Annotated in this window: 17 protein-coding genes; 9 read left to right on the top strand and 8 right to left on the bottom strand. The window is 71.8% G+C overall.

Annotated features, from left to right (window positions below):
* Window positions 1-168: 168 nt before the first annotated feature.
* From acs to ACIQV3_RS20185, 5 genes are all read left to right on the top strand, one after another.
* Window positions 169-2,124, top strand: a complete 1,956-nt coding sequence (gene acs, locus ACIQV3_RS20205) for an acetate--CoA ligase (protein ID WP_403713770.1) — start codon at window positions 169-171, stop codon at window positions 2,122-2,124.
* 176 nt (window positions 2,125-2,300) lie between these two features.
* On the top strand, window positions 2,301-3,776 hold the full coding sequence (gene nhaA / locus ACIQV3_RS20200) for a Na+/H+ antiporter NhaA (RefSeq protein WP_403713769.1): 1,476 nt from the start codon (window positions 2,301-2,303) through the stop codon (window positions 3,774-3,776).
* 60 nt (window positions 3,777-3,836) lie between these two features.
* Window positions 3,837-4,295 carry a phage holin family protein gene (locus ACIQV3_RS20195; protein WP_266906122.1) on the top strand — a complete coding sequence of 153 codons (459 nt, stop codon included), beginning with the start codon at window positions 3,837-3,839 and terminating at the stop codon, window positions 4,293-4,295.
* A complete protein-coding gene (locus ACIQV3_RS20190) occupies window positions 4,292-5,260 on the top strand; it encodes an alpha/beta fold hydrolase (protein WP_403713768.1) in 969 nt (322 codons plus the stop codon). The genes ACIQV3_RS20195 and ACIQV3_RS20190 overlap by 4 nt, the downstream gene beginning before the upstream one ends.
* A gap of 128 nt (window positions 5,261-5,388) precedes the next feature.
* A complete protein-coding gene (locus ACIQV3_RS20185) occupies window positions 5,389-5,565 on the top strand; it encodes a hypothetical protein (RefSeq protein WP_403713767.1) in 177 nt (58 codons plus the stop codon).
* 76 nt (window positions 5,566-5,641) lie between these two features.
* Here the strand turns inward: ACIQV3_RS20185 and ACIQV3_RS20180 are convergent, their stop codons facing one another.
* The 3 genes from ACIQV3_RS20180 to nth form a co-directional block, all read right to left on the bottom strand.
* Window positions 5,642-6,844: a MarP family serine protease gene (locus tag ACIQV3_RS20180; RefSeq protein ID WP_403713766.1), complete on the bottom strand. Its 1,203-nt coding sequence runs from the start codon at window positions 6,842-6,844 to the stop codon at window positions 5,642-5,644.
* Between the two features lie 13 nt (window positions 6,845-6,857).
* Window positions 6,858-7,622 (bottom strand): NUDIX hydrolase, encoded by a 765-nt coding sequence (locus ACIQV3_RS20175; protein ID WP_403713764.1) that lies wholly within the window; start codon window positions 7,620-7,622, stop codon window positions 6,858-6,860.
* 138 nt (window positions 7,623-7,760) lie between these two features.
* A complete protein-coding gene (gene nth / locus ACIQV3_RS20170) occupies window positions 7,761-8,555 on the bottom strand; it encodes an endonuclease III (protein WP_403713762.1) in 795 nt (264 codons plus the stop codon).
* A 397-nt stretch (window positions 8,556-8,952) separates the two neighbouring features.
* Between nth and ACIQV3_RS20165 the strand changes: the two genes are divergently transcribed.
* Both ACIQV3_RS20165 and ACIQV3_RS20160 read left to right on the top strand, forming a co-directional pair.
* Complete coding sequence (locus tag ACIQV3_RS20165; protein WP_003981529.1) at window positions 8,953-9,627, top strand: Crp/Fnr family transcriptional regulator; 675 nt, start codon at window positions 8,953-8,955, stop codon at window positions 9,625-9,627.
* Window positions 9,628-9,768: 141 nt separating this feature from the next.
* A complete protein-coding gene (locus ACIQV3_RS20160; protein ID WP_403713761.1) occupies window positions 9,769-10,578 on the top strand; it encodes a nucleotidyltransferase domain-containing protein in 810 nt (269 codons plus the stop codon).
* Window positions 10,579-10,593: 15 nt separating this feature from the next.
* Here the strand turns inward: ACIQV3_RS20160 and ACIQV3_RS20155 are convergent, their stop codons facing one another.
* The 4 genes from ACIQV3_RS20155 to ACIQV3_RS20140 all read right to left on the bottom strand — a co-directional run bounded on the left by ACIQV3_RS20155 (window position 10,594) and on the right by ACIQV3_RS20140 (window position 13,331).
* The gene (locus tag ACIQV3_RS20155) at window positions 10,594-11,439 is read right to left on the bottom strand and encodes an MBL fold metallo-hydrolase (RefSeq protein WP_403713760.1); all 846 of its coding nucleotides are present in this window, start codon (window positions 11,437-11,439) and stop codon (window positions 10,594-10,596) included.
* The gene (locus tag ACIQV3_RS20150) at window positions 11,436-12,392 is read right to left on the bottom strand and encodes an NUDIX hydrolase (RefSeq protein WP_403713759.1); all 957 of its coding nucleotides are present in this window, start codon (window positions 12,390-12,392) and stop codon (window positions 11,436-11,438) included. Before ACIQV3_RS20150 ends, ACIQV3_RS20155 begins: the two co-directional genes overlap by 4 nt.
* A gap of 304 nt (window positions 12,393-12,696) precedes the next feature.
* Window positions 12,697-13,170 carry a RidA family protein gene (locus tag ACIQV3_RS20145; protein WP_403713758.1) on the bottom strand — a complete coding sequence of 158 codons (474 nt, stop codon included), beginning with the start codon at window positions 13,168-13,170 and terminating at the stop codon, window positions 12,697-12,699.
* Complete coding sequence (locus tag ACIQV3_RS20140) at window positions 13,167-13,331, bottom strand: DUF4177 domain-containing protein (RefSeq protein ID WP_112447450.1); 165 nt, start codon at window positions 13,329-13,331, stop codon at window positions 13,167-13,169. Before ACIQV3_RS20140 ends, ACIQV3_RS20145 begins: the two co-directional genes overlap by 4 nt.
* Window positions 13,332-13,407: 76 nt before the next feature.
* Here ACIQV3_RS20140 and ACIQV3_RS20135 point away from each other — a divergent pair, with 76 nt between their 5' ends.
* Window positions 13,408-14,388, top strand: coding sequence for an ArsA family ATPase (locus ACIQV3_RS20135; protein ID WP_403713757.1), 981 nt, complete (start codon window positions 13,408-13,410; stop codon window positions 14,386-14,388).
* A complete protein-coding gene (locus ACIQV3_RS20130; RefSeq protein WP_403713755.1) occupies window positions 14,385-15,749 on the top strand; it encodes an ArsA family ATPase in 1,365 nt (454 codons plus the stop codon). Before ACIQV3_RS20135 ends, ACIQV3_RS20130 begins: the two co-directional genes overlap by 4 nt.
* A 29-nt stretch (window positions 15,750-15,778) precedes the next feature.
* On the opposite strand, the gene ACIQV3_RS20125 is transcribed toward ACIQV3_RS20130, so the two are convergent.
* Window positions 15,779-16,129, bottom strand: coding sequence for a WhiB family transcriptional regulator (locus ACIQV3_RS20125; protein WP_327305375.1), 351 nt, complete (start codon window positions 16,127-16,129; stop codon window positions 15,779-15,781).
* Window positions 16,130-16,445: the final 316 nt, after the last annotated feature.

The raw sequence follows: 16,445 nt of genomic DNA, 5'->3' as shown, positions 1-16,445 counted from the left end.
CCCTTCCGCACTCTGCAGCGGGAGGGGGCCACTCGCGCGTGGGCCCGGCCGGGTAATAGGTCTACACCAATTCCCGGCAGCCTCTTGTCACCCGGGCCATTGACTGATGAGCTAGGCCCGGGACACAACCGGGGACACAACGGACACCCTGGGAAAGGGAGATGCGTCGTGAGCAATGAAAGCCTGGCCAATCTGCTCAAAGAGGAGCGGCGGTTCGCACCGCCCGCCGATCTGGCCGCCGCCGCCAATGTGACTGAGGCTGCGTACGCACAGGCCGACGCGGACCGGCTGGGCTTCTGGGCCGAGCAGGCGCGCCGCCTGAGCTGGGTCACCGAGCCGACCGAGACCCTCGACTGGAGCAACCCGCCCTTCGCGAAGTGGTTCGCGGACGGCAAGCTGAACGTCGCGTACAACTGCGTGGACCGTCACGTCGAGGCCGGCAACGGCGACCGCGTGGCGATCCACTTCGAGGGCGAGCCCGGCGACAGCCGCTCGATCACCTACGCCGAGCTCAAGGACGAGGTCTCCAAGGCCGCGAACGCCCTGACCGAGCTGGGCGTGCGGGCCGGCGACCGGGTCGCCGTCTACCTGCCGATGATCCCCGAGGCCGTCGTCGCGATGCTCGCGTGCGCCCGCGTCGGCGCCGCGCACTCCGTGGTCTTCGGCGGTTTCTCCGCCGACGCCGTCGCCTCCCGCATCCAGGACGCCGACGCGAAGCTGGTCATCACCTCCGACGGCGGCTACCGCCGTGGCAAGCCCTCCGCGCTGAAGCCCGCCATCGACGAGGCCGTCGCCAAGTGCCCGCAGGTCGAGCACGTCCTCGTGGTGCGCCGCACCGGCCAGGACACCGCCTTCACCGAGGGCCGGGACGTCTGGTGGCACGAGATCGTCGAGCGCCAGAGCACGGAGCACGCGCCGCAGGCCTTCGACGCGGAGCACCCGCTGTTCATCCTCTACACCTCGGGGACCACGGGTAAGCCCAAGGGCATCCTGCACACCTCCGGCGGCTACCTCACGCAGGCCTCGTACACCCACCACGCGGTGTTCGACCTGAAGCCGGAGAGCGACGTCTACTGGTGCACCGCCGACATCGGCTGGGTGACCGGGCACTCCTACATCGTCTACGGGCCGCTCGCCAACGGCGCCACCCAGGTGATGTACGAGGGCACGCCGGACACCCCGCACCAGGGCCGGTTCTGGGAGGTCGTGCAGAAGTACGGCGTCACCATCCTCTACACCGCGCCCACCGCGATCCGTACGTTCATGAAGTGGGGCGACGACATCCCCGCGAAGTTCGACCTCTCGAGCCTGCGCGTCCTTGGCTCGGTCGGTGAGCCGATCAACCCCGAGGCCTGGATCTGGTACCGCAAGCACATCGGCGGCGACCGCTGCCCGATCGTGGACACGTGGTGGCAGACCGAGACCGGCGCCATGATGATCTCCCCGCTGCCGGGCGTCACCGAGACCAAGCCCGGTTCGGCCCAGCGCGCGCTGCCCGGCATCGCCGCGACCGTCGTGGACGACGAGGCGAACGAGGTCCCGAACGGCGGAGGCGGTTACCTGGTCCTCACCGAGCCGTGGCCCTCGATGCTGCGCACGATCTGGGGCGACGACCAGCGGTACATCGACACGTACTGGTCGCGCTTCGAGGGCAAGTACTTCGCGGGCGACGGCGCCAAGAAGGACGAGGACGGCGACATCTGGCTGCTCGGCCGGGTGGACGACGTGATGCTGGTGTCCGGTCACAACATCTCGACCACCGAGGTGGAGTCGGCGCTCGTCTCGCACCCCTCGGTCGCCGAGGCGGCCGTCGTCGGCGCGGCCGACGAGACCACCGGCCAGGCCATCGTGGCCTTCGTCATCCTGCGCGGCAGCGCCTCCGAGACGGACACCCTGGTCGCGGAGCTGCGCAATCACGTGGGTGCCACGCTCGGCCCGATCGCCAAGCCGAAGCGGATCCTGCCCGTGCAGGAGCTGCCGAAGACCCGCTCGGGCAAGATCATGCGCCGCCTGCTGCGCGACGTGGCCGAGAACCGCGCGGTCGGTGACGTCACCACGCTCGCGGACTCCTCGGTCATGGACCTGATCCAGAGCAAGCTGCCGGCGGCCGGCAGCGAGGACTGAAACACCGACTGACGCACTGGTACGACACGACGAAAGGGGCATCCGGCGCGCCGCGCCGGATGCCCCTTTCGCACATAAAGTGACGATCACCGGATACACCCACGCGTACACCCTGTAAAGTATTAGATGGTTAAAGAACTACTCCACAGGGTGCGCCGGGAAGTCTGGTCGGCAACATGCTTCGCCATGCCGTCCAACCCACCCCGGAGGTGCCCCCCGTGGCCGCGCCCAGCCCCACCGACAACCAGAGCCGCAAGCTCCTCGGCCGCCTCTCGCTGCCGGAGCGCCGCTTCGTGGCCGACGCCCTGCGCGCCGAGACGGTCGGCGGCGTCCTCCTCCTCGTGGCCGCGATCGCCGCACTCATCTGGGCGAACGTGCCCGCCATCTCGGCGAGCTACGACAGCGTCCGCTCCTTCCACATCGGCCCCGCCTCCCTCGGCCTGGACCTTTCGCTCCAGCACTGGGCGGCCGACGGCCTGCTCGCCATCTTCTTCTTCGTCGCCGGCATCGAGCTCAAGCGCGAACTCGTCGCGGGCGACCTGCGCGACGCCAAGGCGGCCGCGCTCCCGGTGATCGCCGCGATCTGCGGCATGGCCGTGCCCGCGCTGGTCTACGTACTGACCAACGTGCTCGGCAACGGCTCGACGGACGGCTGGGCGGTCCCGACCGCCACCGACATCGCCTTCGCCCTGGCCGTCCTCGCCGTCATCGGCACCTCGCTGCCGTCCGCCCTGCGCGCGTTCCTGCTGACCCTGGCCGTCGTCGACGACCTGTTCGCCATCATGATCATCGCGGTGTTCTTCACCAGCGAGATCAACTTCCTGGCGCTCGGCGGTGCGGTCGCGGGCCTGGTCCTCTTCTGGTTCCTGCTCCGCGGAGGCGTGCGCGGCTGGTACGTCTACGTCCCGCTCGCCCTGGTCATCTGGGGCCTGATGTACAACAGCGGCGTCCACGCCACCATCGCCGGTGTCGCCATGGGCCTGATGCTGCGCTGCCACCGCAAGGAGGGCGAGGAGCACTCCCCCGGCGAGCACATCGAGCACCTGGTCCGGCCCGTCTCCGCCGGTCTCGCCGTACCGCTCTTCGCCCTCTTCTCCGCCGGCGTCTCCCTGTCCGACGAGGCCATCGGCCAGGTCTTCACCCGGCCCGAGACCCTCGGCGTGGTGCTCGGCCTCGTCGTCGGCAAGACGCTCGGCATCTTCGGCGGCACCTGGCTCGCCGCCCACTTCACCAAGGCCGAGCTCAACGACGACCTCGCCTGGCCGGACGTCTTCGCGGTCGCCTCGCTCGCCGGCATCGGCTTCACCGTCTCGCTCCTGATCGGCGAGCTCGCCTTCACCGACGACCCCGTCCTCACGGACGAGATCAAGGCCGCCGTCCTGATCGGTTCGCTCATCGCCGCGGTCCTCGCGTGCGTGCTGCTCAAGATGCGCAACCGGAAGTACAAGGCGCTCATCGAGGAGGAGGAGCGCGACGAGGACCTCGACGGCATCCCCGACATCTACGAGCAGGACAAGCCGGACTACCACCTGCGGATGGCGAAGATCTACGAGGCCAAGGCCGCGGAGCACCTGCGCAAGGCGGAGGCGGCCGCGATCGCGGCGGCCGAAGCTCCGGGCGGTTCCAGCGCCGACGGCGGCCGTCCGGCATGATCTGACCTGACGACAGGACAGCCGTCGCAGTCGGATGACGGACGACAGAGGGAGAGAGCGATGAGCGCAGTGGACCAAGGGGCCCCAGGAGCCGAGCGCACACTCGGCCAGCTGGTCGCCTCGGCCACCGCCGAGATGTCCGCCCTGGTGCACGACGAGATCGCCCTCGCCAAGGTGGAGATCAAGCAGGACGTCAAGCGCGCGGGCATCGGCAGCGGAGCCGCCATCGTCGCCGGCGTGCTCCTCCTCTTCTCGCTGCCGGTGCTGAGCTTCGCGGCGGCCTACGGGATCCACAACCTCGGGCTCGGGCTGGCCTGGTCCTTCCTGATCGTCGGTGTGGCGTTCTGGCTGCTCGCGGGCGTGATCGGGCTGATCGCCATGGCGAAGTTCAAGAAGATCAAGCCGCCGGTGAAGACCATCGCCTCGGTCAAGGAGACGGCGGCCCTCGTCGGCACCGTCAAGCCCCACGCCCGGTCGGTCAGTGACAACGCCGTGGGTGTGGCACGCTCGTCCTCATGACCTCCCCCTCGTCGGATTCCGGCGCGTCCGGTACGCCCCCCACCGCGGCCACGGCGGTCCGGATCGCCCTCCCCGGCGGGCGGGAAGTGACGCACCGGGACGTCGCGGCCAACGGGGCGCGGTTCCACGTCGCCGAGCTGGGTGACGGACCGCTGGTGCTGCTCCTGCACGGGTTCCCGCAGTTCTGGTGGACCTGGCGGCACCAGATGACCGCGCTGGCCGACGCGGGCTACCGGGCGGTCGCGATGGACCTGCGCGGGGTGGGCGGCAGCGACCGCACCCCCCGCGGGTACGACCCGGCCAACCTGGCGCTCGACATCACCGGGGTCGTACGGTCCCTCGGCGAGCCCGACGCCGCCCTCGTGGGGCACGACCTGGGCGGCTACCTCGCCTGGACGGCGGCGGTGATGCGGCCGAAGCTGGTGCGCCGGCTGGTGGTGTCCTCGATGCCGCATCCGCGTCGCTGGCGGTCCGCGATGCTGTCCGACTTCGGGCAGACCCGCGCCAGCTCGCACATCTGGGGCTTCCAGCGGCCGTTCGTGCCGGAGCGTCAGCTCGTCGCCGACGACGGTGCGCTCGTCGGCGAACTGATCCGGGACTGGTCGGGCCCGCGGCTCCCCGACGAGGAGGACGTCGCGGTGTACCGGCGCGCGATGTGCATCCCCTCCACGGCGCACTGTTCGGTCGAGCCGTACCGCTGGATGATGCGGTCCATGGCCCGGCCCGACGGCCTGCAGTTCAACCGGCGCATGAAGCGGCCGGTGCGGGTGCCGACCCTGCACCTGCACGGCTCGCTCGATCCGGTGATGCGGACGCGGAGCGCGGCCGGGTCCGGGCAGTACGTCGAAGCCCCGTACCGCTGGCGGCTCTTCGACGGGCTGGGGCACTTCCCCCACGAGGAGGACCCGGCGGCGTTCTCGACCGAGCTGGTCAACTGGCTGAAGGATCCCGAGCCGGACCGCTGAGCCCGGCACCCCCTCCCACCGATACCGCCGAGCCGCTTATATGACAAGCATTCAATTGCCTGACGCATAGGCCAAATAGCCGCCCCCGAGGCGATTACCGACCTTGGACCCCGGGCACAGCTCGGAGTATGAGCTGGACGCACGACTACGGTGACACCGCACACGAACGCCGCTCGACGGTCACGCCGGGCACGCACAGGGGGCAGGGCCGCGAAGGCCACGACGACCCCCGCCTCGGGATTCCGCGCATCCTGCGCCGGCGGGCCCGCTGGGTCTCCGCCCGGCTCAGGCACCAGCGTACGTAGACAGGGGCTCAGACGGCCGGCAGGGCCCACCGGGCCCGGGGCGGCGCCACGGGAGCCCCTCGAGGCTCCCGTGGGCTCAGAGGGCGCAGCCCTGGCTGTTGACCCGCCGGTCCGCCGTCGCGCCGGACCGGATGTCCTCGCGGATCTCGTCCGCGGTCAGGGCGTAACCGGTGTTGGGGTCGTCGAGGGACTTCGCGAAGACGACCCCGTACACCTTGCCCTCGGGCGTCAGCAGCGGGCCGCCGGAGTTGCCCTGGCGGACCGTCGCGTACAGGGAGTAGACGTCCCGTCGCACGGTTCCCCGGTGGTAGATGTCCGGGCCGGTGGCGTTGATCCGGCCGCGCACGCGCGCCGCGCGGACGTCGTAGGAGCCGTTTTCCGGGAAGCCCGCGACGATGGCGTCGCTGCCGCTCGCCGCGTCCTTGTCGGTGAACTCCAGCGCGGGCGCCTTCAGCCTGGGCACGTCCAGGACGGCGATGTCGCGCTCCCAGTCGTAGAGCACGACCTTGCCGTCGTAGAGCTTGCCCTCGCCGCCGACCTGCACGGTCGGTTCGGCGACCCCGCCGACGACGTGCGCGTTGGTCATCACCTTGCCCGGCGCGAAGACGAAGCCGGTGCCCTCCAGCACCTTGCTGCACGCGGGCGCCGTGCCGACGACCTTCACGATCGACTGCTTGGCGTACTCGGCCACGGTGCTGCGCGCGAGCAGCGGGTCCGGCGGCTTGACCTCGGTGATCGGCTCGTTGGAGAACGGGCTGAAGACCTGCGGGAAGCCGTTGCGGGCCAGGGTGGAGCTGAAGTCCGTGAACCAGGTGTTCGCCTGCGCGGGAAGGACCCGCGAGACGCCGAAGAGCACCTTGGAGTTGCGGACTTCCTTGCCCAGCGTGGGAATGGACGTGCCGGCGACCATGGAACCGATCAGCCAGGCCACCAGCAGCATCGCGACCACGTTCACCAGGGCGCCGCCCGTCGCGTCCAGCGCGCGGGCCGGGGACCATGTGATGTGGCGCCGGAGCTTGTTGCCCAGGTGGGTGGTCAGTGCCTGGCCGATCGAGGCACAGATGATGATCACGACCACGGCGATGATGACGACCGTGGTGGACACCTGGGTGCCGTTGTCGGTGACCCGGTCCCAGATCAGGGGCAGCAGGGACACGGCGACGAGACCACCGCCGAGGAAGCCGATCACCGACAGGATGCCGACGACGAACCCCTGGCGATAGCCGACGATCGCGAACCACACGGCGGCGAGCAGCAACAAGATGTCCAGCACGTTCACAGGGCTCACCGTCTCATGCGCGCCAGTCGAGCGGGACTTCCCGGGACCGGTCCCAGGGGCGCTCCCAGCCGGCGAAGTGCAGGATCCGGTCGATCACCCCGGCGGTGAAACCCCAGACCAGAGCCGATTCCACGGTGAAGGCCGGGCCCTGGAAGCCGCCGGGGTGCACGACGGTGACCCGGTTCCCGGGGTCCGTGAGATCGGCCACGGGCACCGTGAAGACGCGGGCGGTCTCGGCCGGGTCGACGACGCCCACCGGGCTGGGGGCGCGCCACCAGCCGAGCACCGGGGTCACGACGAACTCGCTGACCGGGATGTAGAGCGGGGGCAGCACGCCGAAGAGCTGGACCCCGGCCGGATCCAGACCGGTCTCCTCCTCGGCCTCGCGCAGGGCGGCCCGCAGCGGGCCGGTGGTGCGCGGGTCGCCGTCCTCGGGGTCGAGGGCGCCGCCGGGGAAGGAGGGCTGGCCGGGGTGCGAGCGCAGGGTGCCCGCGCGCTCCATCAGCAGCAGCTCGGGGCCGCGCGGGCCCTCGCCGAAGAGGATCAGTACGGCGGACTGGCGGCCGCGGCCGTCCTCCGGGGGCAGGAACCGGCTCAGCTGGGTGGGCCGCACCGTCCGGGCCGCCTCGACGACGGGGTCCAGCCAGCCGGGCAGGCCCTGGGTACGGAGGTCAATGCTTCCGCGCCGGCCGCGCCGGGTGTCGTACGGGGCCTCCCGCGCGGTGGCTGAGCCGGGCCCGGCGGCGCCCGCCCGGCGGTTCTGCGTGGCCTCTGTCATAGGCACCCCTGTCCGTGGTCCCCCACACATCGCCGAACGCGGTGCGGGTAGCGATTCGTTCCTTGCGGGTGCGGCGGCGTTGCGGGGCTCCGCCCCCGAACCCCCGCGCCTCGAACTCCGGCGAGGCTGGTATTCGGCTCAAGCGCGGGCAGGCGCCGGGAGGCCCGGGTAATCCGGGGGCGGGGTCAGGCGCTGGCCGGGCTGGCCGCCCTTCTCGTACTTCAGGAGCTTCGCCGCCTTCTCCGGATCGGTCTCGCCCTCCCCGTAGGACGGGCAGAGCGGTGCGATCGGGCAGGCCCCGCAGGCGGGCTTGCGGGAATGGCAGATCCGGCGGCCGTGGAAGACGACGCGGTGCGAGAGCATCGTCCACTCGCTCTTCGGGAAGATCGCGCAGATCTCCGCCTCGACCTTCTCCGGGTCCTCCTGCTCGGTCCACTTCCAGCGCCGCACCAGCCGGCCGAAGTGGGTGTCGACCGTGATCCCGGGGACGCCGAAGGCGTTGCCGAGGACCACGTTCGCCGTCTTGCGGCCGACCCCGGGGAGCGTCACCAGGTCCTCGATGCGGCCCGGCACCTCACCGCCGAAGTTGTCGCGCAGCGCCTGCGAGAGGCCGAGCAGGGACTTGGCCTTGGCCCGGAAGAACCCGGTCGGCCGGATGATCTCCTCCAGCGCCTCCGGATCGGCTCCGGCCATGTCCTCGGGGGTCGGGTACGCGGCGAAGAGGGCCGGGGTCGTCTGATTCACGCGCAGGTCGGTGGTCTGCGCGGACAGGACGGTGGCGACCAGCAGCTCGAAGGGGTTGCGGAAGTCGAGCTCCGGGTGCGCGTACGGGTAGACCTCCGCCAGCTCACGGTTGATCCTGCGCGCCCGCCGCACCATCGCCAGATGGCTCTCCGGCTTCGCCCCGGCCTTCTTGACCTTGCTCTCTGCCATCCCCGAAGGCTACGCCGCGCGGCCCTCCGCCCGTGGCCGGACGTGACCTCCGCCCGGAAGGGGTTTCTTGGCCGAAGTTTTGCCCTGGAGCGGGGCTGACTGCTCCGGGAGGGCTCCCACCGGGCCATGTTCGCCCACGGCTGAATTTGCCGTGGCCGTCACTCCCCCGGACCCCTTGGCCTGTGCTCTCACCGGCCTGTTGGACGCCCGGCCGGTCCGGGAAGGAGCCGCCAGAACCATCCCGGACCTCAGGTAACACCACCCCGATCGGCCTCTCGCCGCACAGCACACCCGTACGTCCGGCATCCTTGTGATGAACGTGATTGATCGCACTGTTTGAGCCGTCCGGCAAAATGGGGGAGCGATCCCCTGGCTGGTCGACATAGGAGAGAGACTCGTGGACGACGTACTGCGGCGTGCCCCGCTCTTCGCGGCGCTCGATGACGAGCAGGCCGCGGAGCTCCGCGCCTCCATGGGCGAGGTGACCCTCGCACGTGGTGACGCGCTGTTCCACGAGGGCGACCCCGGTGACCGGCTCTACGTCGTCACCGAGGGCAAGGTGAAGCTGCACCGCACCTCCCCCGACGGCCGCGAGAACATGCTGGCCGTCCTCGGCCCCGGAGAGCTGATCGGCGAGCTGTCGCTGTTCGACCCGGGCCCGCGCACCGCCACCGCCACCGCGCTGACCGAGGTCAAACTGCTGGGTCTGGGTCACGGAGACCTCCAGCCCTGGCTGAACGCCCGGCCCGAGGTGGCGACCGCGCTGCTGCGCGCCGTCGCGCGGCGCCTGCGCAAGACCAACGACCAGATGTCCGACCTGGTCTTCTCCGACGTTCCGGGCCGCGTGGCCCGTGCGCTCCTCGACCTGTCGCGCCGCTTCGGCGTGCAGTCGGAGGAGGGCATCCACGTCGTGCACGACCTCACGCAGGAGGAGCTGGCCCAGCTCGTCGGCGCGTCGCGCGAGACCGTGAACAAGGCCCTGGCCGACTTCGCGGGACGCGGATGGCTCCGCCTGGAGGCCCGCGCGGTGATCCTGCTGGACGTGGAGCGGCTCGCGAAGCGCTCCCGCTGACGTCCGTAGCCTCCGTCGAGGGGTCCTGCCCGGTCGGGCGGGGCCCCCTTTTCGTGTGCCCGGGCCGCCGTTCCGGGGGCTCTTCCCCCGCGCCCCCGCGCCTCGAACGCCGACGGGGCCGGCATTGAGCACAGTGGACCCATGGAGCACAGAGGCCTCGACGCGTACGGGTACTTCGAGCGCGAAGGCTCGCTCGGGCAGGTGCCGGCCGAGTTCCGCCCGGTCGTCGCCGCCGCGCGGGAGCGGATCGGGGACGCGTACGGGCGACGGCTGCACAGCGCCTACCTGTACGGGTCCGTGCCGCGCGGGACGGCCCGGCCCGGGCGGTCCGACCTCGACCTGCTGATCGCCCTGCACCACGCGCCCGGCGGGGAGGACCGCGACACCACCGAGGCACTGGCGCGCGGCCTCGACGAGGAGTTCCCGGAGATCGACGGGGTGGGGGTCCTGCTGTACGGCAAGGACCGGCTGCTGAGCGAGCAGGAACGTTACGACCTGGGCTGGTTCCTCGCCGCCTTGTGCACCCCGCTGCTCGGCGCGGACCTGGCCGAGCACCTGCCCCGGTACCGTCCGGACAGCCTGCTCGCCCGCGAGACCAACGGCGACCTGGCCGCGCTGCTGCCCGGGGTGCGCGAGCGGATCCGGGCGGCGGCCACGCCGGAGGAGTACCGCAAGCTGTGCCGCGGCGTATCGCGGCACCTCGTACGGACCGGGTTCACCCTAGTGATGCCGCGGTGGGGCGGCTGGACCCGCGACCTCACCGAGTCCGCGGAGGTGTTCGGGCAGTACTACCCCGAGCGCGCCGGGCAGATGCGCGCCGCGGCCGCCGCCGCGCTGGACCCGGTCGCGGACCCGGCCGTGCTGCGCGCCTACGTCGAGGACCTCGGGCCGTGGCTCGCGGACGAGTACACGGCCCGGCACGGGACGAAGACGCCCCGCCCTGCGGGCTAGCCGCTCGCGGCCCGCTCAGTCCGGGGCCCCGGGGATCAGCCCGTGCTCCTTCAGGTACTCCAGCTGCGCGCGTACGGACCACTCCGCGGCCGGCCACAGCGACCGGTCCACGTCCGCGTAGACGTGGGCGACGACCGCCCCGGGGGTGGTCAGGCCGTTCTCGACCGCCGTCTCGATCTGCGCGAGGCGGTGGGCCCGGTGGGCCAGGTAGAACTCCACCGCGCCCTGCGCGTCGTCCAGGACCGGCCCGTGCCCCGGGAGCACCGTGTGGACCCCGTCGTCGACCGTCAGCGAGCGCAGCCGGCGCAGGGAGTCCAGGTAGTCGCCCAGGCGCCCGTCGGGGTGCGCGACGACCGTCGTGCCCCGCCCCAGGATCGTGTCGCCCGTCAGGACCGCGCGGTCGGCGGGCAGGTGGAAGCAGAGCGAGTCCGCGGTGTGGCCGGGCGTCGGCACCACGCGCAGCTCCAGACCGCCCGTGCGGACGACGTCCCCGGCGGCCAGGCCCTCGTCGCCCAGGCGCAGGGCCGGGTCCAGGGCGCGGACCTTCGTCCGGGTCAGCTCGGCGAAGCGGGCGGCGCCCTCCGCGTGGTCGGGGTGGCCGTGGGTCAGGAGGGTGAGCCCGACCCGCTTGCCCGCCTCCTCGGCGGCGGCGATCACCACGCGCAGGTGTACGTCGTCCAGCGGCCCGGGGTCGATCACCACGGCCAGGTCGGAGCCGGGCTCGGAGACGAGCCAGGTGTTGGTGCCGTCGAGGGTCATCGCGGAAGCGTTCGGGGCCAGGACGTTGACCGCGCGGGCGGTGGCGGGCCCGGAGACGACCATCCCGCGGGGCTGGCCGGGCAGGGCGGCGGCATCGGTCATGCGGGGGCTCCTCCCGGGTGCGCGGGCCGGGGCCCGGCGAGGCCAGGGCCCGGGGTGCCGGGCGCCGTGAGGCGGACGCGCTTGGTGAACTCGTCGTGGCCCGGCCAGCTGAGCACGAGCTCCCCGTCCGTGAGGGTGGCCCGGGCGAGGACCGGGGTCAGGTCCTGGCCGCCGGCCGCGGCCAGGGCCTCGGCGGGGCTCCCGTAGGGCTCCAGGGAGCGCAGGGTGGTGATGGTGGGCGGCATCATCAGCAGCTCGCCCTTGTCGTAGCCGGCGGCGGCCTCGGCGGGGCGGATCCAGACCGTGCGGTCGGCCTCGGTGGAGGCGTTGCGGGTGCGCTGGCCTTCGGGGAGGGCCGCGACGAAGAACCAGGTGTCGTACCGGCGCGGCTCGAACTCCGGGGTGATCCAGCGGGCCCACGCGCCGAGCAGGTCGGAGCGCAGGACCAGGCCCCGGCGGTCGAGGAACTCGGCGAAGGACAGTTCACGGGCGACCAGGGCCGCGCGGGCGGCCTCCCAGTCCTCGCCGGTGGTGTCGCCGACGACGGTGTCCGCGGACTCGCCCGCGAGCAGGACCCCGGCCTCCTCGAAGGTCTCGCGGACGGCTCCGCAGACGATCGCCTGGGCGGTGGCGGGGTCGGTGCCCATGCGCTGCGCCCACTCGGCGCGGCTCGGGCCGGCCCAGCCGATGAGGTGGTCCTCGTCGCGGGGGTCCACACCGCCGCCGGGATACGCGTAGGCGCCTCCGGCGAAGGCCATCTCGGCGCGGCGGCGGAGCATGTGCACGGCGGGGCCGTCGGGGGTGTCGCGCAGCAGCATCACGGTGGCGGCGCGCCTGGGTTCCACCGGGGTGAGGGCGCCGTCCGCGAGCGCGCGGATCCGGTCGGGCCACTCCGGCGGGTACCACTGACCTCCGGCGGAGGGCTCTTGCTGACCGTACTGACCATTCGGCATGGCGGGATGCTACGGGCATCCGGGCCGATGTTCGAGGGGTGCCCTTGTTGCACACGCTGCCGGGGGGTGCCGCTGCGCGGGGGCCGGGCCCGGCCCGGCTGCGGGGGTGCCGCTGCGCGGGGCGGAGTTCCCCTACCCGCCCTTCGCCCGTTCCCCGGGCTCTGCCCGGACCCCGGACCCCGGTCCTCAAGCGCCGGACGGGCTGGGAGGGGGTACCGGGCCGCGCCCGGACCCCTCCCAGGGCTCCGCCCCAGACCCCGCGCCTCGAACGCCGGCGAGGCTGGATCCGGGGCGGAAGACGGCGTCAGGCTCCGGGGACCAGTTCGACCTGGATCTCGATCTCGACCGGGGCGTCCAGCGGGAGGACGGCCACCCCGACCGCGCTGCGGGCGTGCACGCCCTTGTCGCCGAGGACGGCGCCCAGCAGCTCGCTCGCGCCGTTCAACACGCCCGGCTGGGCCGTGAAGTCGGGGGCGGAGGCGATGAAGCCCACCACCTTCACGACGCGCGCGATCTTGTCGAGGTCGCCGACGACGGACTTCACCGCGGCGAGCGCGTTCAGCGCGCAGGTCGCGGCCAGTTCCTTGGCCTGCTCGGGCGAGACCTCGGCGCCGACCTTGCCGGTGACCGGCAGGTTGCCCTTGACCATCGGGAGCTGGCCCGCGGTGTACACGTAGGCGCCCGACCGGACGGCCGGCTGGTACGTGGCCAGCGGCGGGACGACCTCGGGCAGGGTCAGGCCGAGTTCGGCCAGCTTCGCCTCGACGACTCCGCTCATGCCGCCTTCTCCCGCTTCAGGTAGGCCACGAGCTGCTCGGGGTTGTTCGGGCCGGGGACGACCTGGACGAGCTCCCAGCCGTCCTCGCCCCAGGTGTCCAGGATCTGCTTGGTGGCGTGGACCAGCAGCGGGACGGTCGCGTATTCGAACTTCTTGGTCATGGGAGCGAGCGTAGTGCCTGCCGTGCGGGGCCCCGCCACCACCGCCGCCGCCCGGGAGGAATTAGGCTCGGGCCCTGTGAGCAGGCTCCAGGTGGTCAGCGGCAAGGGCGGCACCGGCAAGACCACGGTCGCCGCGGCACTCGCGCTCGCCCTCGCACGCGAGGGCAGGCGGACTCTTCTGGTGGAGGTCGAGGGCAGGCAGGGCCTCGCCCAGGTCTTCGGGGCGGAGGCGCTCCCCTACGAGGACCGGAAGATCGCCGTCGCCTCGGGCGGCGGGGAGGTCTACGCGCTCGCCATCGACGCGGAGCGGGCCCTCCTCGACTACCTCCAGATGTTCTACAAGCTCGGCTCGGCCGGCCGTGCCCTCAAGAAGCTCGGCGCCATCGACTTCGCGACGACCATCGCGCCGGGGCTGCGGGACGTGCTCCTGACGGGCAAGGCCTGCGAGGCGGTCCGGCGCAAGGACAAGGCCGGCCGGTTCGTCTACGACCACGTGATCATGGACGCCCCGCCGACCGGGCGGATCACCCGCTTCCTGAACGTCAACGACGAGGTGGCGGGCCTGGCCCGGTTCGGGCCGATCCACAACCAGGCGCAGGCCGTGATGAAGGTGCTCAAGTCCCCCGACACGGCCGTGCACCTGGTCACCCTGCTGGAGGAGATGCCCGTGCAGGAGACCGCCGACGGGATCGCCGAACTGCGGCAGGCGGGCCTGCCCGTGGGACGGGTCATCGTCAACATGGTCCGGCCGCACCACCTCGACGAGGCCGCGCTGCGCGCCGCCGCGGGCGAGCGGCGCGCCGAGGTCGCCGGGGCGCTGTCCCGGGCCGGACTCGGCAGCGCCCGGCGCGGCGGGCCGGCCGACCGGCTGGTGGACCCGCTGCTCACGCAGGCCTCGGAGCACGCGAGCCGGGTGGAGCTGGAGCGCGCCCAGCGCACCGTCCTGGCGGGCCTGGACGCGGCGACGTACGAACTTCCCCTGCTCGGTGCGGGGATGGACCTGGCCGGGCTCTACGGGCTCGCCGCGGAGCTGCGCAAGCAGGTGGGCGAGGAATGAGCGAGGCCCTGACGGTGGAGGCGAAGATGGACGCTCCCCCGCGGCTGGACGTCGACCGGCTGCTGGACGATCCGCGGACCCGGATCATCGTGTGCTGCGGGGCGGGCGGGGTCGGCAAGACCACGACAGCCGCGGCGCTCGGGGTACGGGCGGCCGAGCGCGGCCGCAAGGTGGTCGTCCTGACCATCGACCCGGCCCGCAGGCTGGCCCAGTCGATGGGGATCGACTCGCTCGACAACACCCCGCGCCGGGTCGACGGGGTGTCCGGGAACGGGAACGGCGGCGAACTGCACGCCATGATGCTCGACATGAAGCGGACCTTCGACGAGATCGTCGAGGGCCACTCCGACCCCGAGCGGGCGCAGGCCATCCTGGCCAACCCCTTCTACCAGTCCCTGTCGGCCGGCTTCGCGGGCACGCAGGAGTACATGGCGATGGAGAAGCTGGGGCAGCTGCGGGCCCGGGACGACTGGGACCTGATCGTGGTGGACACCCCGCCGAGCCGCTCCGCGCTGGACTTCCTGGACGCGCCGGGGCGCCTGGGGTCCTTCCTGGACGGGAAGTTCATCCGGGTGCTGATGGCTCCGGCGAAGGTGGGCGGCCGGGCGGGGATGAAGTTCCTCAATGTCGGCATGTCGATGATGACGGGCACGCTGAGCAAGCTGATGGGTGCCTCGCTGCTGAAGGACGTACAGACCTTCGTGGCCGCCATGGACACGATGTTCGGCGGCTTCCGCACCCGCGCGGACGCGACCTTCCGGCTCCTCCAGGCCCCCGGTACGGCGTTCCTGGTGGTCTCCGCGCCCGAACCGGACGCACTGCGCGAGGCCGCGTACTTCGTGGAGCGGCTCGCCGCGGAGCGGATGCCGCTGGCCGGGCTCGTACTGAACCGGGTGCACGGCAGCGGCGCCGAACGGCTCTCCGCGGAGCGGGCGTTGGCCGCCGCGGAGAATCTTGAAGAAGGCGGCATTGTGGATCAGGAGTCCGGGAAAGCTGGACTTCGTGACTCCACGGAGACCGCCCCGGAAACCGCCCCGGAGACAGACCCGGAGACCGATACGGAGACCGACACCGACACCGACACCCGCACGGAGCGAGCGACCGGCGCCGACCCCGTAGAAGCCGCCACAGACGCCGGCGCGGACGCCGACGTGGACGTGATCACGGCAGGACTGCTCCGCCTGCACGCGGAGCGCATGCAGGTCATCGCGCGCGAACAGCGCACGCGTGACCGCTTCACCTCGCTGCACCCCGAGGTGGCGGTGGCCCAAGTGGCCGCCCTGCCCGGCGACGTACACGACCTCGCCGGGCTGCGGGCCATCGGAGAGCGACTCGCGACCGGGGTTCCGGCCGGAGCGTAGGCGTTCCTACGACGTGGTGCCCTGGTGGTCTACCCGGCTGCCGCGTACGTCTCGTACGGGACGCCCAACTCGTCCTCGTCATCCATGGTGAGGATGCCCGTACTGCGCTCGTACTCCGTGCGTGCGGTTTCGAGCAGGCGCCGCCACGAGGTGACGGTGGGCCGCCGGCGCAACAGCGCACGTCGTTCCCGCTCGGTCATTCCGCCCCACACTCCGAACTCGACACGATTGTCGAGCGCGTCGGCCAGGCACTCGGTCCGCACCGGACATCCGGTGCACACCGCCTTGGCCCTGTTCTGTGCCGCTCCTTGAACGAACAGTTCATCCGGATCGGTAGTGCGGCAGGCTGCCTGCGCACTCCAGTCGGTAACCCAGCCCATCCCGGCGCCGTCCTCTCCCGAATCGAGGCTCCCCCACGGCGGCAGCGGCATATTCACCGCTGCCAGTTGAGGACGTTACGGAAGGCGGGCACAGTGCAACACCCCCGACGGGCCCAATCTTGAATGGTCCGAACGGACTATGGGTAAGCGGCAGATCACCCGACGGAGTGATCCTGCGACATGCCCGACCATTCCGGCGATTTGGGTGAAATCGGCGGGGCATGCTGATCACAGGAGGCGAGATTCGGACATGCGTCCACCCCATTCGGGAAGGGTGAAAAACAAGCCGAGGGGTTGATGTCCCACCGCACTGCTG

Origin of the sequence: Streptomyces sp. NPDC099050, assembly GCF_044759865.1 — a bacterium.
Taxonomy (GTDB): Bacteria; Actinomycetota; Actinomycetes; order Streptomycetales; family Streptomycetaceae; genus Streptomyces.
Note: the sequence above shows the minus strand (reverse complement) of the source record. Positions and strands in the feature narration are given on the sequence as shown.